The organism is Chitinophaga sp., assembly GCF_035538455.1.
Taxonomy (GTDB): Bacteria; Bacteroidota; Bacteroidia; order Chitinophagales; family Chitinophagaceae; genus Chitinophaga.
The window spans coordinates 23,216-29,340 of the sequence record NZ_DATLKJ010000265.1 but is presented as its reverse complement, the minus strand read 5'-3'; the positions used below and the strand labels follow the sequence as shown (position 1 = coordinate 29,340).

4 protein-coding genes are annotated in these 6,125 nt (G+C 39.6%); 2 read left to right on the top strand and 2 right to left on the bottom strand.

The features are described from left to right. Positions 1–1,959 precede the first annotated feature (1,959 nt). Complete coding sequence (locus tag VM802_RS30435) at positions 1,960–2,286, bottom strand: YegP family protein (protein ID WP_325537986.1); 327 nt, start codon at positions 2,284–2,286, stop codon at positions 1,960–1,962. Between the two features lie 148 nt (positions 2,287–2,434). After that, positions 2,435–3,904 carry a LamG-like jellyroll fold domain-containing protein gene (locus tag VM802_RS30430; protein ID WP_325537984.1) on the bottom strand — a complete coding sequence of 490 codons (1,470 nt, stop codon included), beginning with the start codon at positions 3,902–3,904 and terminating at the stop codon, positions 2,435–2,437. Between the two features lie 471 nt (positions 3,905–4,375). Here VM802_RS30430 and VM802_RS30425 point away from each other — a divergent pair, with 471 nt between their 5' ends. Both VM802_RS30425 and VM802_RS30420 read left to right on the top strand, forming a co-directional pair. Then, the gene (locus tag VM802_RS30425) at positions 4,376–5,575 is read left to right on the top strand and encodes a hypothetical protein (protein ID WP_325537982.1); all 1,200 of its coding nucleotides are present in this window, start codon (positions 4,376–4,378) and stop codon (positions 5,573–5,575) included. A 282-nt stretch (positions 5,576–5,857) separates the two neighbouring features. Further along, complete coding sequence (locus VM802_RS30420) at positions 5,858–6,124, top strand: helix-turn-helix domain-containing protein (protein ID WP_325537980.1); 267 nt, start codon at positions 5,858–5,860, stop codon at positions 6,122–6,124. Position 6,125 lies beyond the last annotated feature (1 nt).

The window sequence follows — 6,125 nt, the reverse complement described above, 5'->3', positions numbered from 1 at the left end:
TATTCACTTATTTTAGTCGGACAATACTGATTAATTGTATTTCTTTTAAGTACAGTAATGGCGCTGGGGCAGTCAAAATGCCGGATTAACATACAGGAAATTACACTGAAAGACAGTGTGATGATTGACGTAATTCACCAGGTAGTAAACTCAGAAGAGCAAAGCACTGATTCAACTAATTTCTTCAAAAGGAAATTAGGCTATATAGCCGTATATATATCAGAGCCACACAATAGAGATACATTGCTAAAATACGAAATCGAACCTAGAATGCGCGATATTAAAGAAGATGCGGATGATAGTGTATTCCCATTATTCTACTCCTACGTAAGCGGTAAACTGATATTAATTTACTTTGCTTCACTACGAAGAATAACCGATTGCCCTTTTACCCTAAAGAGCAAAAGGGCAATCAGGAAGAAAATTAATACATTTCTCGAGCCCACTAAAAAAGTTACCTTCTATGACACGAATCATAAGCGAGTGTTCACAGATAGAAAATTTCGAATTGATTATATTAAGTATGATGCAGGCAAGACGGTATTCATTATGAGGAATCGTGCTCCTATTATCAGAGATACTAAAGACTTGTATTAGTGAGCAGGATAGTGTCAGAAAATGAAACCGGGCCACAGCAACTTACAAAACTTAATTATTGGCAAAGACAGCATGTAGATGCTATTTAGGTACGCTATAGCGGGAAGTTTCAAAAATTATCTCAAATGACATAAAGAGATCGGCCGCAAATCCCAGGAGTGTAAAGAAGCACCACTTCCAATCCTCTCATATAGTTTCATAAGGTGTCATATAATTTCAGCAGGTATGAAGAAAGATGGCTGAAAATCCATTTTCTTGCTAATCAATGGCAGTAGTGTAGCTTAACTTGCAATCATGGCATGATTTACACTTCAAAAGAGGTTAAGGCCTACAATCTCCTCCTGAAGTTAACAATATGGTAAGGCCTGTCAATTATTTTAAATCTTGTCAAGATGAAAAGTCCTATCCATTTGGGCAAGAGCCTTACAAGAAATGAAATGAAAAATGTCAATGGAGGTCTATCCTCTTACCAAGGAGATACTTGCGGGCATGCTAAGGAGGTTTGCTTTGGTTTTGCTTTTATTAACACCTGCTGTAGTGGTTGCTTTTGTTTAACATGGCTGCTGGTTGGAACTTGTGTGGGCAACTGCTAAAACAGGGCCACCGTCAGTTAGCGTCTTTTCAGAATTTCATCTCATTACAGCTCTCTTCCAAAAATTGAGGAAAGCTGTAGGAGGAATATTATTGGCTTGTAAGTTTCAAAACATTAAACTTCCTAAATCAATGATTCTTCAGAATAGGTTGGCCTTCTGAAGCAACTTTTATCCTCCATGTGTAGGGTAAAGTATTCTCTATCTATATTCCAAATGCGAGATCAAGAGCAACCATCACAAAGTGTAAAAGCCACAATTTGAACCGACATGTGTGAAAATAGAGTTAGGGCTTTTCCTGACAGAACACAAAAACTGGTTTCAAACAACCACCGTTTTTTGAAATTAATTGAAGCCGAAAACTTCCACTAGTAACTCCTGTTGGAAGCACCGTTAATTACTCATTGGCAGGAAAATCTTCTGGAACTTGTCTACAATAGCTTCACATATATGTTGTTCATAATCTCCCCCGTGGTTGGAAAGCATTCAATAATTCGAAAATTGCATCTACTAAAGTAAAATAAAGATCAAATAGAAATCGTAAAATCGGATAATAGTCCTTGATGAAAGATCCACCGTTAGTGGCTTTCATTTCCTGTATACTCATATCAGTGAGGCCATATTGGCTCAGTTCAAGTTGATTTGATCTTGTTTTCATAGTCGTTATCATTTAATAATAAAATAACGTTTTTTAAAATAAGGGAGGATGTTCGTAAATAAGCCGGAGCAACACCCCGGCTTATGGTTCATTCAGTTGATTCGCAAAGAAGCGTCAATCTTCAACAACTTCCGCATTAGGTGCATTACTCCTCACCGACTCAATACCGCCATCTCTCCCCGATGTTGTTTCATACAGCTCACTTGTTCCAATCACCTGGTGGTTAGCGGCCTTCAGATTGAAATAATACTTCCCATTCTTTGCGGTAAGCTTCTCATAATTGCCGATGTCAGAAGCATTAGCTTTAACAGACGCAATGCCATTATCACAACCTTGTCTGGTCTTATACATCTCGCTGTTTAAGATTGTCTCGCCATTATTCGCTTTCAGAACAAAATAGGTTTGTTCATCTTTTGCAGTTTTAACATGAAATTTACCCATATGATTACTAAAGGAGGGTTAAGGAATAGAAAATATCACCAGTATAACCATTCAACTCGTGGTATTGTTCACCAGGCCATAACATTAAACTCAACGTCCTTCCCCTGCAAGCATGCAATAACCTTACACCTGGTGCAATTTTTCAATTTTATATACGTCGGTTAACAACAACTTTTCCCGTAAACCTTCTACCATCCTTTGTCTGCAAGTATATTAAGTAAGTTCCATCCGGTAGCATATCTGGTATTTTTAATATAGAGGATTGTAATATCGACCGGCTCACCTCTTTCCCAGCCATATCAATTATACTCACACTACCACCCGCCGGATTTATTTCAGGGCCAATACGAATAAAACCAGCGGTGGGATTTGGGAAAAATTGTAATGGCAAAAGGTTCTCAGTTAACCTATTGGATAGTTGAATAGTACCCATTCGCTTATTTCCCGCTGAAATCCGTACCTTATTTAACCTATACGAATTGTATAAGTTTGCAACTTCCTGATCAGTTAACGTACGATTGTAAAAAATGACCTCATCAAGAAAGTAACCACCAGTAGAGATTAGCCAATTATAGGAGGTCGGATCAATTTTTATTTCCGTATTTGAATGATAAGCACCAACTACATGTCCACTTGAGAAGAGCTTCAGGTTGTTATTATCTTTTGTCACAACAATGTGGGTGTATTCATCAAAGGATAATCTCATTTGAACAAACAGCGCACCCAGTGATTTAGTATAAACAGAAAAAGACAGCTCATTTGCAAAATCAGAATGAATACCGATATTCCTGGTTTCAAAGGAAAATTGAGTTTCACCAATATTATCCAGTTTCTTAACCCAGAATGAAATCGTAAATGCACGCTGGATTCCGGGCAAACTGTCAATAGTAAATGACTGATCTTTCCTGGGAAATGCTTCAATTGCAGTATTACAAACGGCCTCAGGGCTAAACGCGGTTACATTTCCATGCCCATTGTATTTATTGGGTCCATAATCATTAGTATTTCCGTCCAATGGATAATAGGCCATGGGATTACGTGGCAGAGATGCACATTCACTTATTGGCGCCAGTTTGTTATAGGCATAGTATAACCGGATGCTGTCACTAAGCCCCAGCAAACCGCCATTTAATGTAATTTCTACACGATCATACTTCTTCTGGGGTTGAAAAGAATAAGTAGCCCGGGTAGAATCAGGCAGAAACTCAATACCTGTGCTATCTATCAAATGCTCGTCATTGTTATCTGTACTCCCCATATAAGTTTTAACGTAAATACTTCCCAATAGCCTGAGCGATAATCCACGTGCCTTCCCAAAGCTGATTACTACATTGGACCAGTAATCCATTTGCGGTTGTGGGAAAATAAGTGTCTGTCTCACAGACCCGCCAAGGACACTGGCGCCGATTATCAATGTCGCATAATCATTCTCATTACTGCCCAGGCTTCCCGATGGGTTCCGGATATCACAACCAATACAAAGAGGTATTACCTGATGGGTTTCTGTATTTGCATAGATTCTATTCTGTGCAAATACTACGGAAGATTGGATGACTAGTAAAAGCATAACTGTTAAGCAACCCAATCTGAATGCCACGGAAAAAAACAAGGTGTTCATGATGGTTATTTTATACAAACAATAGCATCAGGGCATATTCTTCACATTTGATAGAAGGCAGCATTACATTACCACACAAGCAGCTGTATCAATTATTCGCCGCAATTTAATATTAGTCAATACAGATACTATTTCAGTATCATGAAAATAATATCATTCTATAGATGCATCCGGGGATTATCCTCAACGATGGCTTCAATAACAAAAAGATGGGCCCACTCAATCCGGGGTATTGTTCACGCGGTTATAACATTGAATATAACCCGTTTCCCTTTGAACATTCATTCTTTCGTATCTTATCATGAAACCCCTTATTAACAGCGTATTAACGCGATAAACCAATCTAAAATCATTTATTGCAACTTCTTATACCAGTCCTATAATTGTCATGCAAATAGTTTTGTTAACAGAACTAACCCAATTTTTTTGCCTACAAATACATGTTAATTAAAATTTAAAATTCACTTGACTATGCAAGAATCCAAGCTATCTTTCTTAAAAAAGATCATACTTGATCTTAAGCAAGCGCACCGGGTGTACGAACAACCGGATGCAAATTTATTTCTCTCCGGCATCAATGATGTTGCCTATCAGAAGAAACAGCTACTGCAATCATTCAGTGAAAGCCGGTATGATTTCAATAACAAAGAACAGGCAACATGGTATATCCGGCAACAACAGCAACAACTGATATCATTCATGGAACAAATAGCCGATGACCTTACCAAAGATGATATACTCAGCTTGAACCAGCCTTCAATAGAGCCTACATGGGAAAATCTTTTTAAATTCATCTACACCGATCTTGCTGAACTGTTATCGTTTTTGGAACGCGAGTACGCCGGTTATATGGATGCAGGTTGTAAAATACACGCCGGCTGCCTGCTTTCAAATCAGGTTACACTTGCTGCGGAGCTGTCTCTGGTGGAAGAAAAATTAAAAGAGTACACCGTCAATGAAAAGCTTTTGTCCGTTGTACTGCTACCCTTCCGGGAATTCTTTGACGCCAGTCACATCGCTCATTCCATCACCTGCTACCAGCTTTCTTATCTCAAAGAGCTCAAAACAGCGTTGCTGCTGCTACTAAAGGACCTCAAACCCAATACGGACCCTACACATGAGCTACAAGACGTCTTACACCATCTCAACTTCAACAGCACTCCCTACTTCAAATATTGGATAGCATCCGCCAAAAGTGAAATCAACGCGCAGCCAACAACAAGAGATAAGGGAGACTGGCTGATATATATGAAAAAGGAGATACGCCAGACTGTTATAAAGCCCGCCCTCGTCCTCAACAAAGCAAATCCGTCCCTACAAAAGCAACAACTATCCTGGCTTTCCGATGAAATCAATTACTACAAAGAAAAAGAAAGCCAGTCCCATAGTATACCTGTCCCGGATAAATTTTACCAGTGGAAAGACTATAAAGTCGTCACAGCCCTGTCCGTTCCACAACTGGCAAATACCCTTAGGCTCTTCGTCGACGGCGGCCTGTACCTAAACCAGAATAAAACAGAGCTGCTGGATTTCTTTTCCAACTTTTTTACAACAACAAAACAGGATAACGTCTCCTCCGGAAGTCTGCGCAGCCACTTCTATAAAGACAACGCAGGCGTATCCAAAGCCGTACGCGAAATTCTCAGGAAATTAATTAACCGCCCCTGCTAGTTGCAAGTAAGCTTGCCTATTGCCTTCCGATCCTCCGCTGTATACCTCTCCCCATATAAATGAGCCCTACCGGCAAGCAATAAAGCCGGAATCTGTATACATTAAGGTTTTATATAGACCAGTCCATGCACCACATTGCACCGGAATTACTCATTCTAAAAACTTTTTTTAAAAAATATTTCATTATCAATCAAATAGTTAAAGGGGTACCGCTACCCCCCTGTGACTGTTCTCGTATTGATAATAATTCTTCCTTTGCTGTCATCTGACAAAATTAACCTTATGGCAGCTACACCATTAACCCGTGAAGATCTCGCCGCATTTAAGGAGGAACTATTCCAGGAACTACGGGATCTTATCAACGCCTCCTCCACAAAACCCGGCAAATGGCTGAGATCATACCAGGTCCGTGATATGCTCGGCATCTCTGCAGGCACCCTGCAAAACATGCGCATCAACGGCACCCTGCCCTTTAAAAAGATCCGTGGCCTCATCTTCTACAACTATAACGACATCATCAGACTAATGGATGATGCACAAAAAAAATGAC